This is a genomic window from Paenibacillus massiliensis subsp. panacisoli DSM 21345, assembly GCF_000426545.1.
GTDB lineage: Bacteria > Bacillota > Bacilli > Paenibacillales > Paenibacillaceae > Paenibacillus > Paenibacillus panacisoli.
Genome location: NZ_KE384535.1, coordinates 90280 through 108360 on the forward strand (window position 1 = coordinate 90280; position 18081 = coordinate 108360).

At 45.8% G+C, this 18081-nt stretch carries 18 protein-coding genes; 14 read left to right on the forward strand and 4 right to left on the reverse strand.

What is annotated here, in order from left to right; genetic code table 11:
• Positions 1-310: 310 nt before the first annotated feature.
• Positions 311-1219: a helix-turn-helix transcriptional regulator gene (locus K331_RS30645; protein WP_051290054.1), complete on the reverse strand. Its 909-nt coding sequence runs from the start codon at positions 1217-1219 to the stop codon at positions 311-313.
• A 12-nt stretch (positions 1220-1231) separates the two neighbouring features.
• On the reverse strand, positions 1232-1981 hold the full coding sequence (locus tag K331_RS0126045) for a spermidine synthase (RefSeq protein WP_028592558.1): 750 nt from the start codon (positions 1979-1981) through the stop codon (positions 1232-1234).
• 195 nt (positions 1982-2176) lie between these two features.
• Between K331_RS0126045 and K331_RS0126050 the strand changes: the two genes are divergently transcribed.
• The 12 genes from K331_RS0126050 (at position 2177) to K331_RS0126105 (ending at position 12827) form a co-directional block, all read left to right on the forward strand.
• Positions 2177-2899 (forward strand): YebC/PmpR family DNA-binding transcriptional regulator, encoded by a 723-nt coding sequence (locus K331_RS0126050; RefSeq protein WP_028592559.1) that lies wholly within the window; start codon positions 2177-2179, stop codon positions 2897-2899.
• 510 nt (positions 2900-3409) lie between these two features.
• Entirely contained in the window at positions 3410-4213 is an 804-nt protein-coding gene (locus tag K331_RS0126055; RefSeq protein WP_028592560.1) for a hypothetical protein, read from the forward strand.
• An 82-nt stretch (positions 4214-4295) separates the two neighbouring features.
• Positions 4296-4841, forward strand: a complete 546-nt coding sequence (locus K331_RS0126060; protein ID WP_028592561.1) for a hypothetical protein — start codon at positions 4296-4298, stop codon at positions 4839-4841.
• A 245-nt stretch (positions 4842-5086) separates the two neighbouring features.
• Positions 5087-6637: a spore germination protein gene (locus K331_RS0126065; protein WP_226383698.1), complete on the forward strand. Its 1551-nt coding sequence runs from the start codon at positions 5087-5089 to the stop codon at positions 6635-6637.
• Entirely contained in the window at positions 6634-7866 is a 1233-nt protein-coding gene (locus K331_RS0126070) for a Ger(x)C family spore germination protein (RefSeq protein WP_028592563.1), read from the forward strand. Before K331_RS0126065 ends, K331_RS0126070 begins: the two co-directional genes overlap by 4 nt.
• A 15-nt stretch (positions 7867-7881) precedes the next feature.
• Complete coding sequence (locus K331_RS0126075; protein ID WP_025679175.1) at positions 7882-8127, forward strand: hypothetical protein; 246 nt, start codon at positions 7882-7884, stop codon at positions 8125-8127.
• 33 nt (positions 8128-8160) lie between these two features.
• On the forward strand, positions 8161-9369 hold the full coding sequence (locus tag K331_RS0126080) for a Ger(x)C family spore germination protein (protein WP_028592564.1): 1209 nt from the start codon (positions 8161-8163) through the stop codon (positions 9367-9369).
• A gap of 62 nt (positions 9370-9431) precedes the next feature.
• A complete protein-coding gene (locus tag K331_RS0126085) occupies positions 9432-10556 on the forward strand; it encodes a GerAB/ArcD/ProY family transporter (RefSeq protein WP_028592565.1) in 1125 nt (374 codons plus the stop codon).
• Positions 10557-10650: 94 nt separating this feature from the next.
• Complete coding sequence (locus K331_RS0126090; RefSeq protein ID WP_018882989.1) at positions 10651-11085, forward strand: DMT family transporter; 435 nt, start codon at positions 10651-10653, stop codon at positions 11083-11085.
• A gap of 64 nt (positions 11086-11149) precedes the next feature.
• Positions 11150-11845: a Crp/Fnr family transcriptional regulator gene (locus tag K331_RS0126095; protein WP_028592566.1), complete on the forward strand. Its 696-nt coding sequence runs from the start codon at positions 11150-11152 to the stop codon at positions 11843-11845.
• 80 nt (positions 11846-11925) lie between these two features.
• Positions 11926-12429 carry a DMT family transporter gene (locus K331_RS0126100; RefSeq protein ID WP_028592567.1) on the forward strand — a complete coding sequence of 168 codons (504 nt, stop codon included), beginning with the start codon at positions 11926-11928 and terminating at the stop codon, positions 12427-12429.
• Complete coding sequence (locus K331_RS0126105; RefSeq protein ID WP_028592568.1) at positions 12426-12827, forward strand: NUDIX hydrolase; 402 nt, start codon at positions 12426-12428, stop codon at positions 12825-12827. Before K331_RS0126100 ends, K331_RS0126105 begins: the two co-directional genes overlap by 4 nt.
• Before the next feature lie 630 nt (positions 12828-13457).
• On the opposite strand, the gene K331_RS0126110 is transcribed toward K331_RS0126105, so the two are convergent.
• Positions 13458-14228 carry a glycosyltransferase gene (locus K331_RS0126110; RefSeq protein WP_028592569.1) on the reverse strand — a complete coding sequence of 257 codons (771 nt, stop codon included), beginning with the start codon at positions 14226-14228 and terminating at the stop codon, positions 13458-13460.
• Between the two features lie 575 nt (positions 14229-14803).
• Positions 14804-15112, reverse strand: a complete 309-nt coding sequence (locus K331_RS0126120) for a hypothetical protein (protein ID WP_028592570.1) — start codon at positions 15110-15112, stop codon at positions 14804-14806.
• Between the two features lie 157 nt (positions 15113-15269).
• Here K331_RS0126120 and K331_RS0126125 point away from each other — a divergent pair, with 157 nt between their 5' ends.
• Positions 15270-16253: a LacI family DNA-binding transcriptional regulator gene (locus K331_RS0126125; protein ID WP_028592571.1), complete on the forward strand. Its 984-nt coding sequence runs from the start codon at positions 15270-15272 to the stop codon at positions 16251-16253.
• A 339-nt stretch (positions 16254-16592) separates the two neighbouring features.
• Positions 16593-18062, forward strand: coding sequence for a glycoside hydrolase family 32 protein (locus tag K331_RS0126130; protein ID WP_028592572.1), 1470 nt, complete (start codon positions 16593-16595; stop codon positions 18060-18062).
• Positions 18063-18081 lie beyond the last annotated feature (19 nt).

Here is an 18081-nt window from a genome sequence, read left to right on the forward strand (position 1 = left end):
AGTAAATTGTATATACGAGCAAGGCTTTTCATGTGAAAAAGAAAGTAATGCAACATGCCTTTTAACCATTAGCCAGTCTTAAAGCGCTGTAATAAAATGTGGTTGTTATAAAACTAAATATAGAATTATATGGAATTTAAGGGTAAAATGAATCTAACGGAGTAAAGGGGTGTTTTTCAAATCCCTTTGTTATTTGCTTTTGTAAGAAGGCCAGGACTCCCGTTTGAAGCGACTCTGTACTCACCTCTAATCTGGTCGAGGTACAAGGTTGCACCAGGAGCAGGCTCACTCCTCCTGATGCTAATCGCTCCTAGGAAGGACTTGTGTAATCTCTACTGGCTCGGTAGGACGTCGGGGTCTGGTAATAATGCTTCTTGTAGGTGGTACTGAAATGTTCAAGCGAGGCGAAGCCTGTGCGCTCGGCAATGTAATGAATCGGCAGCTTGGTGTGACTTAGCAGATAAGCTGCCATTCGCATGCGAAGCTGCATTTTTTTCTCTGCAAACGACACACCATAGAGAAGCTTCACCGTGCGTTCTGTTTGCCGTACGCTTAATGTAAGTCGTTCAGCCAGTTCACCAATCGTCAAGGAGGAGTACTGGTATAACAGGCTTTCCTCGATAATTTGCATGCGCTGCTCATCAAGAGTCTTCTCTGAGGCATGTGTGGGTGTAGGCAGACTGTCAGCGTAATTGTCCATCAAAGATATCATGATCTGCTGAATAATCTGCGTTACCATAGCTTCATTTGAAGGGGAGTAGCTGGGGAAATCCGCTTCAAGCTGCTCGAACAGGGTGAGCATGTCCTTCTCATCCTTACCATGCCAGAAGGAAGCCGTCAGCAGACGATCTGCAGTAGAGGTATATTCATCCAGCATCTGCTTGGACAAAAAGAGATTCGCCCCAGGATCAACAACCTCGAAGAACAGGGAATACCCTGTAAGCTTCTCTTCTACCGTGGTCATCTCCTCATATACAAGCCCAGGACCACTCATGTAGAGACTTTTGGCACCAATCGGACATGTTCTCCCGGCAAGCAGCAGCGTGCCTCTACCGCCACGAATATAATGAAGTGCGTACATGTGAGGACCAAAACAAGGGGTACCCTTTGTATCTAGGCTCGTATCTTTGAATTGAATACAACGAATATTAAATTGAAGACTGCCTACTTGTGCAATGATGTTCATGTTGTGCCATGAAGCGCGTGACAGACTGCTCATACTTGTGCTCCTTTACCCCTGCTGGGTGTCTTCTCGAATAATATGTCCCTGTGGGGGTAGAAAATATTTAAATCCCGCCATATGACGAGCCTGATAAGCAATCGGTCTTTGTCGTCCAACCATGATGATATTGGTATGCTCTCGGACATGCTCTGGTTGCAAAATAAAGGCTGATGTATACAAGTAGTGTAGCTGAAGTGTACTATGCACGGCATGAATCCAGCGATCTGCGGGGCTACCTATCAAATTCAGCAGGATAGTACCTTCTGGATTCAGCCTGTCAGCTGTGAGCTCAAAGAATTCGCTGCATACCAGATGGGGTGGTGTAATGGAGTCGGAGAAGGCATCTACAACAATGTGATCGAGACTGTCCGACTGCTCTTCAGCAAGTAGAGCGCGGCCATCGCCCAGCCTGACATCCTGAATCTGGCAATTAAAGTAGGTCTTGCTGATGTCGCGTATGCGTTCATCCAGCTCCGCAGTAATGACCCTTCGATCCGAGAAGTAACCGGCGATGGTGCCGATGCCGTGTCCGATTACGAAGGCTCTATCAAACTGCATTAGGTTATGCTCCATCAAATGAATCATCGCCCGTGGATATTCCAGTACAACCCGCTCCGGCTGCTCAAGGTCCTGGGCGCCCTGAATGGCCCCATCCCCGAATTGGAGGACACGGAATCGACCACGTTCACCGTATAATTCCTCCAACTCTGTTACACGCAGCTCTGGTAAGCGCCTATCATGATAGTAAATGGTCTGCATATGAGAAATCTCCTTGAAAACGATAATGCGATTTGTTATATATACCCACAGTATACCATTCCACCCCACTACTCAGAAAGCGTATCCTTTTATACGCTTGTTGAAGATTGGAGGAAGAGGTATAATAAAGAAGATAGGCTCATATCCGGTTCTGGTATGAGTCGAACTGAATACGAATAGAGAGCGGGAATCTTCATGGGTCGTAAGTGGAATAATATTAAAGAAAAGAAGGCATCCAAGGATGCAAATACTAGCCGCGTGTACGCCAAATTCGGCGTAGAGATTTATGTGGCTGCCAAAAAAGGCGAGCCTGATCCGGAATCCAACCGTGCTCTAAAGGTCGTTCTGGAACGTGCCAAGACATATAATGTACCGAAAGCTATCATTGACCGTGCAATGGAGAAAGCTAAAGGCAGCGGTGACGAGACTTATGAAGAGCTTCGTTATGAAGGCTTTGGACCAAGCGGCTCTATGATTATTGTCGACGCATTGACCAATAATGTGAATAGAACGGCACCGGATGTTCGTTCGGCTTTTAACAAAAATGGTGGAAACATGGGCGTAAGCGGCTCCGTATCCTACATGTTTGAGCCGACTGCTGTTATCGGCGTAGAAGGCAAGAATGCTGATGAAGTTATGGATATCCTGCTAGAGGCGGATGTGGATGTGCGTGATATCCTTGAAGAGGATGAAGCCATCATTGTGTATGCCGAGCCGGAGCAATTCCATGCGGTGCAGGAAGCTTTCAAGGCAGCAGGCGTAACCGAATTCACCGTGGCCGAGCTTAGCATGCTGGCGCAGAATTTCGTAACCCTGTCCGGTGATGCACAGGTTCAATTCGAGAAGCTGATTGACGCTCTGGAGGATCTGGAGGATGTACAGCAGGTCTACCATAATGTAGAGCTTGAGGATGAGTAAGTTGTTAAGTCTGAGTTAATCAGAATGGTGTAATTTGAAACTCACTTTTTGTATGGAACATCTATACAAGGAGTGGGTTTTTTATGTTGTTAGAGGGAATTTATGAATAATTTCTATTTGATCTGTAGATCAAGATAAGCTTGACATATTCAAGGGGAAGAATTAGATGGGGTCAATCAGGCTTACAATGAAGAGAAAATAATGACTAAATACTCCCTAGAATGCTTTTGGCTAAGAATAGAAGAATAGTAAATACATATAACAGTGTTAATGAGACAAGTTAGACTAAATACCTAAATAATAGGTGTTTAATCTTTGCTTTTTTAGGCTACTTATCTTTGGGAATCTATCCTGAAATAATTTTTTATAACTATTGTGTTAATGATTACATAATTGTAAAATGCTTAAATATAAACTATAGCAGTAAATATTGGGTTTAAATATGTATATATTTAGATTCAATGCCTAGTTTTGGAGAGGTGCTTACAATATATTCAGAAGGGTAATAACTTGTTTAAAAAAGCAACCATTAAGTCATTTTTACGTATTACTTCTGCAACCCTTGCATTTATAATTTTATTTGCCACATCCGTTCAATCTTACTCATTGGCGGCAGAGATTGATCACCAGACTATTACTCAAGAAATTTCAGAGGATGTTACCTCTAATAATAGTGATGAACCAGTAATAGTTGAGCCCCAAGAAGAAAAACCTGAAGATTTATTACCTGAAGAGATCATTCAAGAGCAGGACACTGAAGTGACACCTGCTGATGAGAATTTTCATGAAGTAAATCTGGAAGACATAGAGGTTCAGAGTGAAGAAGAACTCGTTACTACTCAGGTAGTATTTGCTGCTCCTTGGGTTGGAATGGGCATTGGTCAGTTACTTGGTTGGCTTGCTGGTGGTACTGCTGCAGCTGTTGTAGTTTATAAATTTGCAGAGGATGCTGTAGAAGTAAGGCAATTTGCAAGAGAACTTTCCAGAAGTAGAGAAAGAGAGAAACCTAAATATTTCCTAGCGTATAAGGATAGTATGAACCTCTATGTTGGCAAGCCACTAACAGAAAGCGAAGCTGTCAATTCTTTAAATATGTCATCGAGGTTGGAAATCTGGACCTCTACCTACTCTGATGCTCAATATATTGCAAAAAAAATCGGAAAGTCCTCTGGCCACGAAAACCATTATTATTCTGGGTGGAATGATACTCGTTATTTTGATCATGTTCACGGTGAACGGGGAAGCTATCGAACAGGACATATCTTTTTCGGCACAAATGGTAGATGGGGATTAAACAGACCTGGTATAAGATAATTTTGCTTGTATAGAATTGAATAGTGTTCATTCCTCTCCAAAACTAGAAATGATCATCATAACTGAAGAAAGAGGGATCAAATTGGAGATTGATATACAAAAATTGTATGAAAAGTATCTAACATTGGATTTTCCGAACCCATTCACATTAGAGCAGATACACGAACGACTAACACAAAAGTATTATGGAGAGAAGGTCGATCTGGAGAGGTTCTCTAATTTGCGCAGAGATCCTGAGGCTGGCTTTGATAAGGCAGTAGCTGCATACGTATTTGAAGACGAGAGAGGAATTAAGGAGCTAGTTAAGCTAAATAGAGACGAAGATATTCATGAACCGCTCGAATTTGCCTTGGTTATCAACTCAACGTTAATTGGAAATTCTGAATTATTATCTCTGGAGATTTATGTGTTCCACGGCATGGACGAAGAAGAAATGGTGCTAGGTAATTTGCGTTTTGAAGAGTTCTTGATTGTCCTTTATCTAACAGGTTATATCCAGTTCGAGAATGATTCACTAATTGATCAGGTTATTGCTCGGTATAAAGAGGGTTACTGTTTTCGTTTCTTTGGCATGCAGGATGGTTATGAGAACTATTTATACAAAGATTGGCTAAAAGGATTTTATTAATTCTTAAAAGTACAACCCACTATAGGACACAACGCCTTCAGAATATGAAGGCTTTTTTTGCGAATTACATGAGCAGCTGTTTTTGGCTGAATACAATGTCTACTCGGACAAGTATTCAGCGAGAAGCAGCTTTTTTGTTATTCATAGCTTTCCGTAATTGGATATGCAGGCATATTTATGGAATTCGTGCTCATACTAGGGGGGAGCAAATTTGATTCTGACCGGAGAGTAAGGAGGGGACTTCCATGAGGACCAACGATCAGCCTAAAGGAGATTCGATCGAGCAGGTTACACAACATGACATTGGTTTATTTGAAGGCTTGGATGATAATTTGTCTTATATTCAAGGCGCGCTCGGGAATAGTCCTGATCTGATTACTCGTGTCCTTGATCTGGATGAGGGGACACGGATCGCCCTGTTGCATATTGACGGCCTGGTCGATAATCAGATACTGCATCAATCCGTGCTGACCTCTTTGATGAATCCGGGGAAAATGGAAGAAACGAAGGGAACTACACCTACCTACAAGCTTGCCTATCTCAAGAGGCAAGTGATTATCGCAGCTGATGTAGAGTATGTAAGGGAATATAACAAGCTTCTGGATAACTTGCTCTCGGGGGATATTATTATCCTGCTGGATGGCGTAAATGATGCCCTGCGAATTGGTGCACCAGGATGGAAGGACCGCAATGTGAGTGAGCCAAGCTCACAGGCTGTCGTACGCGGGCCGATGGAAGGGTTCACGGAGAATCTACGCACGAACACAGCCCTGCTTCGAAGAAGGATTAAGGATAGCAGATTATGGATGGAAAATTTTAAAATCGGCAAGGTTAGTCATACGAATGTGACTATTGCTTATATGCATGACATTGCAAATAAGGCGGTTGTCCAAGAGGTTCGGGATCGCTTGAGCAAAATAGATACGGATAGCATCCTCGAAAGCGGATATATCGAGGAATTCATTCAGGATTCGGGAATGACCCCATTCCCTACCATGTATAACAGTGATCGCCCGGATACGATTGCTGGGGGCGTGCTGGAAGGCAGAGTTGCCATTATGGTCGACGGGACTCCCTTTGTACTGCTGGTACCTGCTTTTCTGGTGAGCTTCTTCCAGTCTGCCGAGGACTATTATCAACGCTGGGGAATATCTACACTATTACGCCAAATTCGCTTTATGGCATTTATGATTACACTACTGGCCCCATCATTGTATGTGGCGGTTACCACCTATCATCAGGAAATGATCCCCACAAATCTGGTTATCAGTCTGGCCGCCCAACGAGAGCGCGTACCGTTCCCGGCTATGATCGAGGCGGTGCTGATGGAGGTCACCTATGAAATTTTGCGGGAGGCGGGTGTTCGTATCCCGAAGAACGTAGGTCAGGCCATCTCGATCGTCGGCACATTGGTCATTGGTCAGGCTGCCGTGGATGCCGGATTCATCTCCTCTGCCATGGTTATTATTGTATCCATTACGGCCATCTCCAGCTTTGTTATTCCGGAGACGGGCATGTCGATTGCGGTCCGGATGCTGCGATTTGCCTTCATGGGTCTGGCAGGCTTCATGGGCCTCTATGGCATTATGTTCGGTATGTTCATTCTTATTCTTCATATTGCGTCTTTGAGCACCTTCGGCATGCCATATACGAGTCCAGTCGGACCGTACGTACAGGAGGATATGAAGGATTCCATCTTCCGATTCAGTTGGCCTAAGCTTACGACACGTCCGAAGGAGAACCAACCACAAAATCTTGTCCGCCAATCCAACAAGAACCCAAGAGGTGCCAAATGAAATACAAATTATGGCATCGAACTATTAGCTCCTGGCGTTGGCAGGCTATGCTGTTTTTACCCTTAACCTTATCCCTATTTCTGACGGGTTGTTGGGAGCGCCAGGAGCTAAATGAGCTGGCGTTTATCGTAGGGGTTGGTATTGATAAGCTAGGTGATAAGTACAATGTATCCATGCAGGCGGTAATTCCCTCCGAGGTGGCGGGGAAATCTTCGGGGTACAGCACACCTGTAACGATATATCAGAATACGGTAGATAACGTCTATGATGCCTTAAGGGAATTTACCTTGATGAGCCCCAGACAGTCGTATTTGGGTCATATCCGGGTACTGATCATCGGAGAGGAGCTGGCGCGGGAGGGTATTTCCCCGGTGTTGGACGTATTCAAGCGAAGTCGGGAGCCTCGTATGGATTTTTATGTCATGGTGGCCCGGGATAGTCAGGCTGCAGAGATTCTTAGCGTGTTGACCCCGCTGGAAAAGCTCCCTGCGAACAAGCTCTTTAATTCTCTGGACCGTTCCTCCAAGGCAACCGCAACAACAACCACAGCTACATTGGATCAGATTATTGAAGATTTGTTTGCCCGGGGGCTGAGTCCAGTTCTGACGGGGGTCATTATAGATGGCGGCGTTGGTGAGGGGATGGAGCATTCAAATGTGGAGAGCGTTGAGCCCAAGACGAAGCTACGTTATCGCGGGATTGCTATCTTTCAGAAGGATAAAATGGTGGGCTGGCTTGATGAAAAGGAAGCCATAGGCTATAACTACATGACTGATAAAGTCGTGACGAATACAGGATTCGTCATGGGAACCGATGACCGACCTATCATTATGGAGGCTCTGAGAACATCGACTGATCGTGAGGTGAAATTCATTGATGGTCGACCCCATATTTACATTAAAGTCAAGACCATTTCCAATGTGCAGGATGTTCCCAGCGAGATGGACATCGGTACAACCGAGGCAATGAACTATCTTACCAAGGAAGCAGAGGAGAAGACGGTGAAGCTGATGCAGACGGCTTACAATCGCATTTTGTCCAAATACAATATAGACGCCATGGGCTTCGGACATCTGATCTATCAGCACAATCCTCAGGCCTGGTTCAAATTCAGGGGGAAGTACGGGGACGACTACCTTGCGGAAATTCCGGTACATTTCTCGGCCAAAATCAGAATTACTCGTATAGGTACCCTGGACAAGTCCTTCCGTAGTGAGGTGAAGGAGTAGGAAAGGAGCGCATGTATGCTGCTTGTCGGTCTTGTGTTGTTCGTAGCAGCCTTGTGTATCTTGATTGATTGGAAAAAGCTGCGGCAGGAATCAGGGGTGTGGGACATCATTGTATATACAGTCGTCATGCTCTTTGGCATAGTACTGAGCAGCTGCGTTGTGATGGGCATCTCCCTTCCAAGCCCGCTCTATATCATCAAGTGGTTATATACTCCCCTCAATGCCTGGGTGAATATGCTGTTCAAGGCAGTGGGCCTATAGGCTGCATGAAATCTGTAAAGGGAGGAATCAGGTATGCCATGTCCACGCAAGTGGATCATCATGATGACATGTATACTGCTGGCCTCCCTTACGCTGAGTGGATGCTGGGAGAGACGAGAACTGAATGAACTAGCCTTTGTCATGGGGATGGGGATTGATAAGGCAGGGGATAAATACAAGGTATCCATGCAGATAGTTGTTCCTTCGGAGATGACGAATCAAGCAGGGAATTATACTACGCCTATTACCCAGTATATTAGCGACGTAGAATCCATTTATCATTCCATTTCGACATTTACGCTAAATTCACCAAGGCTATGTTATATGGGCCATATTCGCATACTGGTAATAGGTGAAGATGTGGCAAGGGAAGGAATTACATCGATTCTGGATGTAATGAAGCGAAGCAGTGGCATCCGTCCGGATTTCTATATCCTGGTTGCAAGGGATGCCAGTGCAGCTGAGGTGCTGAATGTACTGACGAAGCAGGATAAAATTCCGGCGAACAAGCTGTTTCATTCTCTTGATGAGGCATCGGAGAAGACGGGAAAAACGACGAAGGTTACCCTTGACGATCTTATTGAAGCGTTGGTGTCGAATGGCAAGGATGCCGTACTAACCGGAGTAAGCCTGAAGGGGAATGCCAAGACCGGGGGAGAGAAGAGTAACGTTCAGAGTGTGATGCCCAAGACACGGTTGGATTTACAGGATGTAGCGGTATTTCGCAAGGATCAGCTGGCCGAATGGCTGGATGAGAATGAGACGGTCGGTTACAGCTTTATTATGAACCAGATTAAGAGTACAACCAGAAGCATCAGGGGAACAGACGGTAAACGGATTACGGTCGGGCCAGTGTCCTCCAATACCGAGCGCAATGTCAAGATCATCCATGGCGTTCCTCATATCTTCCTGCATCTCAAGGGGACCTTCAATATCCAGAGCTCGGAAAGTGACATGGACTTGGGCACGGACGAAGCGATGCGCTATGTGACTCGCAAGACCGAAGAAGAAGTACAGGCGCTTATGCAGCAAACGGTTGATCGCATGTCGGAGGGGCAGCAGCTGGATATTTTCGGTTTTGGGGAATCTATATACAAATCCAGCCCCTCAGCCTGGTATCAGATGATCGCGAACTACGGACATCGCTATCTGGTCCATGTTCCTGTTCACTACAAGGTCGATATATTGTTTAACCGGATCGGAACACTGGATACCCCGTTTTACAAGGAAAGCAAATCGTAGATGACACGCTTGCAAAGGGCCGACAGGCAGCAGTGAAAATCTTAACACTAAGGGTGGATCATATGGGCAGTAAGGCTGAACTCAGTAACCGACAATTAACCATTTTAGCCATTTTGGTGTTCATTGGTGATATGGGACTTGTCTACCCCTCCGTGATGACGGCTTATGCGAACCAGGACGGCTGGATTGCTGGTCTGATCAGTATTCCACTTGGTCTTGGTGCTCTGTGGCTGTTGCTGCGCTTCTATCGTTTGAACCCGGAGCTCACGCTTGTGGAGAGTGCCATGAAAATTACAGGGAAATGGTTCGGAGGCGTTATATCCGTCTTTTACCTGTTTTTCTTTTTAATGCTAGGCTCGGTCTACGTTCGGGAAATTGAAGATTTCATGTGTACCCAAATTTACGAGCGCACTCCAGGGAACGTGATTCGCTTTATGGCGGTGATCATTATCGTGTATGGACTCAAGCTGGGCTTGAAAACGATCGGACGCGCTGCTGAACTCATGTTTCCGCTCTTTGTCCTGTTCCTGTCTACGTTGCTGATCCTTCTACTGCCAGATGCTCATATGGATAAGCTGTATCCAATACTTTCAACTACCTCGATTAAGAACCTGCTGCACGCTTCTTTTTTTGGCGTATTCTACCCGTTCGGTGAGATGGTTGTCTTTCTTATGGTCTTGCCCAAGGTGAAGAAGCAGCCTCATATGACTCGGGATATGCTGACTGCGACCCTGACCGCTGCGATTGCCCTCAATTTCATCCTGTTCCTGTCACTAACGGTGCTGGGGCTGTATTTCTCCAAGCATCACTTTTATGCGGCCTATATTTTGGCTCAGAAGATTAATATCGCGAATATTTTTCAAAGGATCGAAGCTTTAATGGCTGTGACCTGGGTCATCTCAACATATTTCAAGACAGCCCTCTATCATTATGCTCTGTCTGTAGGGATCTCCCAACTGTGCAAGCTCAAAAATTATGATTTGCTCATATTGCCAATCGGCTTCCTCATATTCGCCATGTCTGAAATTCTGTCACCAACGATTATCTTCTATGTCAAGACGATGCCACCTTATTGGGTGGATTGGAACTTCACCTCGGCATTTCTGATTCCCTTACTGCTGCTCGTTATACATGCGATCAGGTCGAAGTTTGGCAAGGGAGCCAAGTCCGCCTCGGCCCAGAGCTGATAGAGGTATTTATAGTTCAGGACATATGTCCTTTTCTCCGCTCAGGATGTATCATTTAATTAGAACAGACTGAGGTAAGGAGAGAAGAGTACAGATGGGAATAATCTATGCAATACTTGCTGGAGCCTTCATTACCTTGCAGGGTGTGGCGAATGCACGTATTAGTCAGGATATGGGAACATGGCAGGCAGCTGCTCTAACCCAGTTCACAGGCTTTGTTGCGGCCTTGATGATTCTGGCATTCGTACGCGGGCGTAACTGGCAAGGGGTGTGGCAAGGCATGAGGAGCGTCAAGCCGCTCTATCTGATCGGAGGAGCCTTTGCCGCGATTATTATCTTCAGTGAGGTGACCGCGATCCAGCGCATCGGGGTTACATTCACGATCTCGGCGTTGTTGATTGCCCAGCTATGCATGGCCTTTCTGATCGATAGCAATGGCTGGTTCGATGTGCTGAAGCGCCGAATGGGAGCAGCGCATTTTATTGGCATTGGTATGATGATTGCCGGTGTTATGATACTGAAGATGTAGTGAAAAGTTATAGGCTGAATAAAAGCTGGCGGAGGCAGACGTATATGAAGGAAGTACAGACATAATGAGGGAAGTACAAAATATGGAGCAGCTGAATGAATATCTGCGGAAGTATCAACTGGAGAAGGTGTTCCACGAACCGCTGCGTCCCTACTTGACCCTGTATCGACTTGCTCCTGGAGATGTCGCTTGCTATCAGGGCCAGAGGGCTGAACAGATGTATGTTCTCGTCCAGGGCAAGGTGAAGATCTACACTAATTCGACTGAGGGACAGTCCTTAATTGTCTCGTTCAAGACACCGCCAGAGGTTATCGGCGACATTGAGTATGTACGGCAGATCGAGATCATTAATACGGTTGAGGCGGTATCGAGTGTGGATCTGATCGGCATCCCCTATACATGGCTGCGTAAGGCAGGAGATGACCACCCCCCACTGCTACATTTTCTCCTGGACATTATAACGAGGAAGTTCTATGTCAAATCAGATTTTCTGAGCTTCAACCTGATGCATCCTGTCGAGGTCAGACTGGCAAGCTATCTGTTATCAGTAAGCACGGAGGAATCGGACATGGCAGGGGCAGCCCATCATGACTCCATTAGTCTGACGGATACCGCGAACCTGATCGGAACGAGCTACCGCCATTTGAACAGGGTCATTATGAAATTCTGCAGTAAGGGGCTTGTGGAGCGGGGAAGAGGAAGCATACGGATTCGTGACCTGGATGGCCTCAGAGCCATCGTGAACGGGTCCATGCCGTAGACGAAGTATGGGCCGCGATAGTAATGGGCAGGCGGCGGTACTGATTGATTGATAGTGGTAGTGAATGACAGGAGGAATTTATGATTACAGGCATTATACTGGCGTGTATCGCTGGAATCTTGGTAAGCATGCAGACGGTATTCAACAGCAAGGTCAATGAGCACAACAGCTCATGGGCCACAACGACGCTTGTGCTCGGTATGGGCTTTGCCGCATCTTTGCTAATAGGGCTAGCCGTTCAGGGGACGAAGATGTTCCAGATCGGGGACATGAAGCTATGGTATATTTTCAGTGGACTTATTGGAGTGGGAGTCGTCATCTGCCTGGTACAAGGCATGAAGAGACTGGACCCGACCTTCGCCATCTCCATTGTCGTTACCTCACAGCTGGGTACGGCACTATTATGGGACTCTCTGGGCTGGATGGGTCTAGAGAAGATTCCGTTTAGCTGGAGCAAGCTGCTAGGGGTCATCGTAATTATTGGCGGCATATTGGTGTTCAAGCTGGGAGATCTGCAGCATGCTGCGCGAGTACAGCAACAGCTGCGGGCGGTTCGTGAGCAGAAAGGAGTGAAGGTGCAGTGAGTGCGTTTATAGATAAAATTGCATGGATTCATATCGAGGGGCGGCGAGTGCTAGGAGCCCGTTCGCAAGGGAAGGAAATCTTTTATTTGCCTGGTGGCAAGCGCGATCCAGGAGAGACAGATGCAGAGGCTCTGATCAGGGAAATTCAGGAGGAGCTGTCCGTACACATAGTACCTGCGACAGTTGCTTTATTTGGCACCTTCGAAGCAGAGGCCCATGGTAAATCTGGAGGAACGCCTGTCCGAATGACCTGCTACATGGCGGAATTCACTGGAGAGCTGCGGCCTGACTCGGAGATTGCCGAGTTGGGCTGGCTTCAATATGCAGATCGTGAGCGGGTATCCCCGGCATCTCTGTTAATTCTGGAGCAGCTGCATGCTTCAGGACGGATTGACTGAACAAAACATACCTGTGAAGGATGCTGTTCCAGCTAAAGTAGATAAGATTAGTAAAGATTAGATTACATTAGACTTTAGCTGGTCTTCAGACCTACTTCATCGCCAGTTACATTTTTCCCAACAAGTCATGGTCTCGAATCGAATCATGACCTCGCCTCCCGTAAGTCGATAGCGAAGGGGGCCTAATGCATCGGAATCTTGTGAAATGTGCTGTAAAACATGATCCCAAATCCCAACCTTATGTCAGTGCCGACTAAACACTTCGAAGACAGGTTCTAGGGGGAATCTTGGTGTCATTGTACATATTGCAAAAAAACCGTTAATCATTATATCGCATAGATTAACGGTTTTTAAAATTGTTTTTTTCATCATGTTTGCTTCAACCTGATTTTTTGAAGCAAGTTACAAAGTTAGTTTCGAATAATTTGAATAAGGTTGCCGCATGTAGCGTTAAAAATAGCTATTTGTGAGATCGTTTATTTTGTTGGCTCAATCGTAAACTTCACGCCGTTTTCCAATAATCGTTTGAATTCTTGATATATATCTGATATGCAAACATTGCTGCGGGGTTATGGAATGATTACCGTATGAGTCGTAATTATGACAATGGGGGGAATGGGAGCTTATAACTTAGAAAAAGTTGTTCAGTATCCGTTTGATCTCATTTGGCTTCGTGATTTCAGGACCAAAAACAGCTCTAGGTTGCTTGCTGTTATTCCATGGCTCCAGCAAACAAGCATCATGAACATTTGCTATTTTCCAAGTCAGCACATTGTCAAAAGTTGTTCCTGTATTCTTTCCATGAATATGATTAATCCAGATTGGTTCTTTGATATTAATGAATTCCCTTGGAACCTTAAGTGCATCACGCCAGGAATAACGGGGCGCTTGTCCACTCAAATACTCATCCACATTGATAAGTGTTACACCGTAGCTAGGAAGCCAGAAAAAAAATTTTCCCAATCGCTTTTGTACCGAGTCGTAGATGTAACCGTATTGCGGTACCAAGGCAACAGTACCTTTTTTGGGTTCATAGGCATGCAGCTTTTTTATAAAATCTTTGTGGTACATATCGTCACTGGACAGATAGACGCGGTACAAGTACTTGAACCCTTTAATATCTTGGATTACATGAGCTTGGTAATCTATAGGTGTAACAAACCTGATATTAGAAGGTAGGGAAGGATACTTTTTTAGTGTTTCTTGTATGATCTTCTCAGACCTAGGATCATAGAGCACGTAGCAGGTAAAATCCTGAGAGGATTGAAGGAGCAGGCTCTTAAGTGCATATTTCATGAATAAATCTATTCTGTATTCTATCCATTGCTTGGTCAGTCGATCTGATGTCGCTCCCCAGTTATTAAAGAGCATTTCTATAATGAGTTTTTTATTCTTAGACACGCGTTAGCCTCCTTTGATGTTCAGGGATGATCTAGGATGTGAATAGTATATGTATTTCAAATAAAACTGCAATGGACAAATTGCTTGGGAGCATGGATTGATTTCCAGGAAACAGGTGAACGAGCTACCGATAGCATGACATTTAGCATGATTCAGTAGTTGATTGCAGGACGTCCTCCTTGTTGCTTTTCGTTCAGAAGGAAACAAATCGTGAATTCGCCGTCTTAGTCATTAAACACTTTGAAGACAGGCTTTTGTATCACGTTGATTGATCTGGAGACGTGGTGGTTAGCGTAAAGCGGGGAAGCGAAACAGAGTGTTCAAAGAACAGCAAGCTTAACAACGCTCAACAAGGTCTCCCCCGCTTGCAGCGGGTCTAGATTCACATTTGATCGGACTAAGCTACTAAATCCATGGGAGAGGCCCCATCACACGGTGCTTGGGGCTCCCGTTAGCGTATCAATATCGGTAGAGCCATAGATCAACAGGGCAATGATAATGATCAGGATAATTCCACTCGCGAAGCCTTCTCCGTCAAATTCACTCATGGACGGCACTCCTTCCTGTACAGTATCTTACGATTTGGGAGCAGTCATTTGCTTGACGGCTTCCATCAGATCATTTATTGTCACATCACTATTCTGGCTTATAAAATTAACGAGCTTGTCGACATTTCCATTGTTGGAATCGGATAATGACTTATACTTGCCGACGAGGCTGACGAACACAGAGCCATCCTTATAAATTTGAACCGAGTCCGTACGGAGCTTACCAGTTAACAGCAGTGCCGCTACCGTGTATTCAAGGCCCTTTTTCTGTTGGATGAGGGTGGCCAAGGACTGTTTTTTGGCGCCGTTTTTTTTGCGTTTTCCGAGAGGAGCCATAATGTCCCTTCCTCCCTTGTACTGATCTGTTCAATGGAATGGTCCACGGATTCCTATACGATTCAGGATATGCTTAACGTGATGGTGGCGTGCTGAAATCGAGCAACTCAACTATGCTATAATAGAGCCTGTATGCCAGATTGAGGAGCAGAAGCTGATGATGAAGACAATTGCCGATATAGCCAAGCTGGCCGGTGTGGCCAAAAGCACGGTATCTCGTTATCTGAACGGAGGTTCGGTCAGCGAGGCCACCAAGTTGCAGATTGAGAGAGTGATTCAAGAGCATAATTATATTCCGAATACGTTCGCGCGTAGCCTCAAGGCGAAGAAAGCTCATATTATTGGAACGATCGTACCACGTCTGGATTCCTTTGCTACCTCACAGATGCTGATGGTGATCGATCAGGAGCTTAGAGATGCGGGCTTTCAGACGTTGATCTCGAATACAAGTCAGGATATGAAGCGGGAGATCGAAGCGATCTATGAATTTGCAAGGCAAAAGGTAGCGGGAGTCATTCTAATTGCTGTCCAGATTACGGATGAACATGTGCGTGCGGCAGAGGAGACCGGACTGCCTATTCTGCTGGTCGGACAATCCCATCCTCATTTTGCTTGTGTTATCCACGATGACTACGGAGCTGGTCAGGTTATGGGGGAGTATATTATTAGCATGGGCCATCGCAGGATCATATACCTGGGCGTCACTGAACAGGATGTAGCTGTGGGCAAGCGCCGCAAGGAGGGCTTCGCGAGCGCAATTCAACCTTATGATTGTGAAGTGAGCTATGTGGAGACGACCTTCAGCATGACCGATGCGATGAATACCGCCTTCAAGCTTTTGGAGGAGCAAAGGCCATCCGTGATTGTATGTGCAACTGACAATATTGCGCTTGGCGTGATGAAGGCTGCATTTTTGCATAACATCGACATTCCTTCAGAGCTGTCCGTAACCGGCTTCGGCGGCTACGATGTAACCGAGATTATTCATCCAACGCTGACAACCGTCAAGTATGGGTACAAGGAAACAGGAAGACAGGCTGCGCAGAACATTATTAAATTAGTGCGAGAGGAATTGCTCGAACCTGTAACGACCATGAATTTTGAATTAATGAAGCGGGAAAGCGTTGACAACAAAGCATAGGCTATTTTATAATGCAGGAAAGAAACCGGTTCCATATCAATTTGTGTTCACACAAAGTTGAATGGAACTATTATTTGATTGTTTGCGGAACCGGTTCCGCAATTATGTACTCTAAATATTATTAAGATTCATCAAGATGGTACCTGTTTGTTGTCGTAATTGTGTGGAGCATGAGTGTGGCGTAATTGTAAAGCGTGAATTGTTGTAATTGTAATGTGAGTATGAAATTGAGGAAATTGTAGAGCGTGTATTATTACGTTTTATGTGGGATCATTTTTTGTACATTTTTGGAACCGGTTCTAACAGAAGGTGTAGTCTAGGATAGAAATGGAGAGTGTCATGAAATTAAGCAATGAGCAAAAGTACCGCCTGCTGGAGCAGGCGGAGCCGAACGAGCTTAAGAGGCTGTATGAGCTGGTAGAAAAAAGTCATTGGAGACAGTCCTATCATATCCAGCCTCCAATCGGTCTGTTGAACGATCCGAACGGGTTCACCTATTACCAAGGTGAGTACCATCTCTTCTATCAGTGGTTCCCCTTAGGTACGGATCATGGCATGAAGTACTGGTACCATACCAAGTCCAGAGATTTAGCTGAGTGGGAGGATGTGGGAATTGGCATTACACCTGGAGGGCGTTATGATTCACATGGTGCTTATTCCGGTAGTGGGATTGTCAAGGATGAGCTGTTGTATTTGATGTATACAGGCAATACACGTGATCAGGACTGGGTCAGACATCCCTTTCAGAACATGGCCATCATGGATTCAAGTGGGAGGATAACGAAGCTAGAAATGCCAGTTATTGATGCTGTTCCACATGGATATACTGATCACTTCCGCGATCCCAAGGTATGGGAGCAAGAGGGACGTTACTGGTGTGTGATCGGGGCACAGCGAACGGATCATACGGGATGTACTGTACTGTACAGCTCGGAGAATTTAATGGAATGGTCCTTCGAGGGTGAGATTTCGACCAGACTAGATCCATTTGGATACATGTGGGAATGCCCGGATTATTTCGAACTGGATGGCCAAGGTGTCTTATTATTTTCTCCTCAAGGCATTGAGCCGCAGGGGGCATATTATCGCAATATTTATCAGTCCGGCTATGTGACGGGAGCTCCGCTCCAACTGGATACAAGAAGCTTCGCACACGGGGATTTCCAGGAGCTGGATCGGGGATTTGATTTCTACGCCCAGCAGACGACAGTCGCTCCAGACGGACGGCGCATCCTTGTAGGCTGGATGGGATTACCGGAGATCGACTACCCGACAGATGAGCATGGCTGGGCCCACTGTCTGACACTGCCACGAGAATTAACGCTGCGTGAGGGCAAGCTCATTCAACGACCTGCACGTGAGCTGGAGCGGCTGCGACAGGAGCACCACCATGCACAGGTAGAATTGCGCGACGAGTGCGTCTCATTCACGGGCTTTGAGGGAAGCTCCTATGAACTGCTCTGTCAATTTGACACGATGGATGGGGAGCGATTCGGCATTGAATTCCGGATAGGTACGCATGAGAAGACCGTGTTGACCTTTGATCGGAAGCTGCGTCAGGTTGTACTTGATCGTTCGCGCTCCGGGAAGCCAGTGGCTGTAGATTACGGTGAACAGCGTAGCTGTTCACTGGAATCGGATCACATCCGATTCCATCTGTTCGTGGACACATCATCGGTTGAGATTTTCGTTAATGATGGGGAAGAGGTGTTCACGAGCCGTATCTTTCCAGAGACGGATAGCACCGGGATTCGTTTCTTTGCGGAAGGTGGTACAGCCTCATGCGAGGCGGATTGTTGGAAGCTATAGAATTATGTAAATGAGAACT

Coding starts and splice junctions, on each gene's coding strand:
- K331_RS0126120 (WP_028592570.1), bottom strand. CDS start 15,112: ATGGCTCCTCTCGGAAAACGCAAAAAAAACGGCGCCAAAAAACAGTCC.
- K331_RS0126095 (WP_028592566.1), top strand. CDS start 11,150: ATGAGGGAAGTACAAAATATGGAGCAGCTGAATGAATATCTGCGGAAG.
- K331_RS0126045 (WP_028592558.1), bottom strand. CDS start 1,981: ATGCAGACCATTTACTATCATGATAGGCGCTTACCAGAGCTGCGTGTA.
- K331_RS0126065 (WP_226383698.1), top strand. CDS start 5,087: ATGAGGACCAACGATCAGCCTAAAGGAGATTCGATCGAGCAGGTTACA.
- K331_RS0126070 (WP_028592563.1), top strand. CDS start 6,634: ATGAAATACAAATTATGGCATCGAACTATTAGCTCCTGGCGTTGGCAG.
- K331_RS0126080 (WP_028592564.1), top strand. CDS start 8,161: ATGCCATGTCCACGCAAGTGGATCATCATGATGACATGTATACTGCTG.
- K331_RS30645 (WP_051290054.1), bottom strand. CDS start 1,219: ATGAGCAGTCTGTCACGCGCTTCATGGCACAACATGAACATCATTGCA.
- K331_RS0126050 (WP_028592559.1), top strand. CDS start 2,177: ATGGGTCGTAAGTGGAATAATATTAAAGAAAAGAAGGCATCCAAGGAT.
- K331_RS0126075 (WP_025679175.1), top strand. CDS start 7,882: ATGCTGCTTGTCGGTCTTGTGTTGTTCGTAGCAGCCTTGTGTATCTTG.
- K331_RS0126125 (WP_028592571.1), top strand. CDS start 15,270: ATGATGAAGACAATTGCCGATATAGCCAAGCTGGCCGGTGTGGCCAAA.
- K331_RS0126085 (WP_028592565.1), top strand. CDS start 9,432: ATGGGCAGTAAGGCTGAACTCAGTAACCGACAATTAACCATTTTAGCC.
- K331_RS0126090 (WP_018882989.1), top strand. CDS start 10,651: ATGGGAATAATCTATGCAATACTTGCTGGAGCCTTCATTACCTTGCAG.
- K331_RS0126130 (WP_028592572.1), top strand. CDS start 16,593: ATGAAATTAAGCAATGAGCAAAAGTACCGCCTGCTGGAGCAGGCGGAG.
- K331_RS0126100 (WP_028592567.1), top strand. CDS start 11,926: ATGATTACAGGCATTATACTGGCGTGTATCGCTGGAATCTTGGTAAGC.